A 2,569-nucleotide genomic window follows, 5' to 3' on the forward strand; every position below is an offset into this window, starting at 1 on the left:
TAATTAACAAAACTCGGTTTAGGGCACTGAAAAGTGCCCTTTCGAAGGGGGATGCCCTAAATTGAGTGCTTACAAAAAGGTGTTTCAGATGTTTACAGACATACTCCTTGTAGTAATGCTTGAAACAACGGAAACCACCGGAGTGAAACAGGATTAGAATAACCATAATCTCTGCATCACTCATACGGTTGGGTTTGTTACGATGCATGGTCTTCATATCCTTAATCATATATTTTTCCTGTTGCAATGTAAATTCCTTGCAAAAATCATCGGCCATACAATAAATCTCTGTAACTTTAGACTCTGGAAACATAGTGGTAATCGTTTAAATGTTATAATTCAGCACTATAAATTTAATACTTTTATCACTATATTTCTAATTATAAGTGAAATATATTTATTCTTATTTCGAACTCACGTTATATTAGGCAATAATCAATGCATTACTATTGAAATGATTTCTGACTAAATTTGTTGTCATTATTCCATGAAAAGTAGGATAGTTTCCGTTTCTTGTCACTATCTTTTAATAAAATATATCTTGTGTTGAGTGGGGATCAGTTGCCTTGGATTGAATGGCAGAACATCAAGCCTTATACTCCATGGAGATGGCATTAAAATCGTACAGAAGTACGATAGAAGTCCACAGGGAAGGCAAGGCATACAAGGACATGATGTCCAAGATGTATTATGTGGACGGCGATCTCAAGAACGACACGGTACAGTTTGACTTGGCCGTAGAGCGTTTCAAGATAAACAATGGGTACATTGACAAGCGGATAAAGGACTTGATGGAATTTGAGACGAACTCACTTTATGATATAGAAAATTTCTGCGTGGACAATGAAAGTAACCTTCCTTTAAGACACCGTTTCTTGGATGTGCCGTGGAATGTTCCAGTGGATTCAAAGGATGACGCTGATGACAATATCCAATGAAGTCTTATTCCAACATTCTCTGCCCTTACCAACAGAGCATCAGGCTATGCGTGTCTGATACGTGGAGGTTGAATAAAAACATGATGGTACAAATGCCAACAGGTATAGGCAAACTCCATTCGCTCGCGTCGGTCATTCATGAGCATTTGCAAGAACGGCAAAGGCAAAGTGTGTGGATTGCCACCCACCGTCGTGAACTGGTAGAACAGATAGAAGATACGGTGGTGCGGTACGGCATACGGAAAGAGGAGGGATTGGTCTGTTCCTCCCAATGGCTGTCACACCATTGGGAGGATGTGGAAAATGACAGGTCAGACCTGATAGTGATTGACGAAGCTCACCGCGCACTTGCCGAGACCTACAAGGAACTGTGGGCACATTACCCAGATGCGAAAAATTAGGCAGACAGCCACTCCCTTTCTCATGAAAAGGCGGGGATCCACGGATTTGTTCGGCATCCTCGTCGCATCCGACAGCATCCCACCTTGACATTGATTTCTTCCAAGAGATCCTAGCTTCACACTGGAAACCTTATCTTGATAACCTTCACGTCTGCATGACCGATGCCATATGTTATGAGAACCATATGCATTTTCTTACGGACATGAAACTCCTTTTGGAAAGCATTGAATGGCTCTACAGGCATATATTGCAGGGATTGGCATAAGGCGTCCGCGTAACAAATACAGGAATGTGGCGGAATCCTATCTGTCCTACTGCAAGAAAAGAAAGAGGAGAGCTTCAAGGACAAGAATGCTCAAGCGTGATCAGACTCCTTGAAAAACTCCTCAATCAAAGGGGTGAAATTCATAGAGAGTACGGAACTTCACTCCGATATACCCAAGATTATCATAAACATCTTTCCATCATCAGGAAGGTTCTTGTACAGGAAAAGGAAATGTTTGAAGGGCGAAAAGTCAGTGACCGTATCGTCAATATTAACCGTCATTATGTACGTCCCATCGTCAGAGGCAAGGGAATCAAGTCCGTCGAGTTCGGTGCAAAGGTCAATAATATACAGATAGACGATATATCGTTCATCGAACATCTCTCGTTCAAGGCGTTCAATGAGGGTATAAGGCTTAAGGTAAGATGTCTGGCTGCCGATTCCATATATGCCAATAATGCCAACAGAAAGTTCTGTACAAGATATGGAATATCCACATCCTTTGTGCGCAAGGGAAGAGCGGCAAAAGATGAGCCAGGTGCCTAGAAGTGAACTCTCAAAAGCAACATTACTCGCTCGCAAGAATAAAGGCAAGGAACAGGAAGCAGGAAATCCTGCGGATTTTCTTCGGAATACATACGGAAAACGCCATACTGATGCTTGACAGGATCAGGAACAAAACGGTGAAAGCAGCATGATATAAGTTTACTAAAAGAATCAGAAGAGGTCAGCAGACTTCTTCCGAGATTTTATGTCTTGCCCGATAAAAGTATAGTAGAATATACAGAAAAATGACAATAAAAATGGCATATGAAGATGATAGAGTATAATCACTTCATATGCCATGATATTTTGTAGAAGTGTTATTAACACATCTACACCCAAATACATAAACTAAATGAAGAAAATACAACTATTCTTATTACAATTTCTGTTAATATCTATTACGCAGCACACCAATGCC

General features: G+C 40.8%; 2 protein-coding genes and 2 pseudogenes. 3 read left to right on the forward strand and 1 reads right to left on the reverse strand.

What is annotated here, in order from left to right:
• Positions 1-313, reverse strand: a pseudogene (locus tag AB5062_RS22485) (hypothetical protein); the annotation flags it as partial.
• A 262-nt stretch (positions 314-575) separates the two neighbouring features.
• Here AB5062_RS22485 and AB5062_RS22490 point away from each other — a divergent pair.
• The 3 genes and pseudogenes from AB5062_RS22490 to AB5062_RS22500 all read left to right on the forward strand — a co-directional run.
• Entirely contained in the window at positions 576-938 is a 363-nt protein-coding gene (locus AB5062_RS22490; protein WP_032951389.1) for a hypothetical protein, read from the forward strand.
• A gap of 80 nt (positions 939-1,018) precedes the next feature.
• Complete coding sequence (locus AB5062_RS22495; protein WP_057251056.1) at positions 1,019-1,339, forward strand: DEAD/DEAH box helicase family protein; 321 nt, start codon at positions 1,019-1,021, stop codon at positions 1,337-1,339.
• Between the two features lie 74 nt (positions 1,340-1,413).
• Positions 1,414-2,303, forward strand: a pseudogene (locus AB5062_RS22500) (DDE transposase); the annotation flags it as partial.
• Positions 2,304-2,569: the final 266 nt, after the last annotated feature.

The sequence above is a fragment of the Phocaeicola sp. RTP21359st1_B8_RTP21360_211022 genome, assembly GCF_040911965.1.
Taxonomy (GTDB): domain Bacteria; phylum Bacteroidota; class Bacteroidia; order Bacteroidales; family Bacteroidaceae; genus Phocaeicola; species Phocaeicola vulgatus.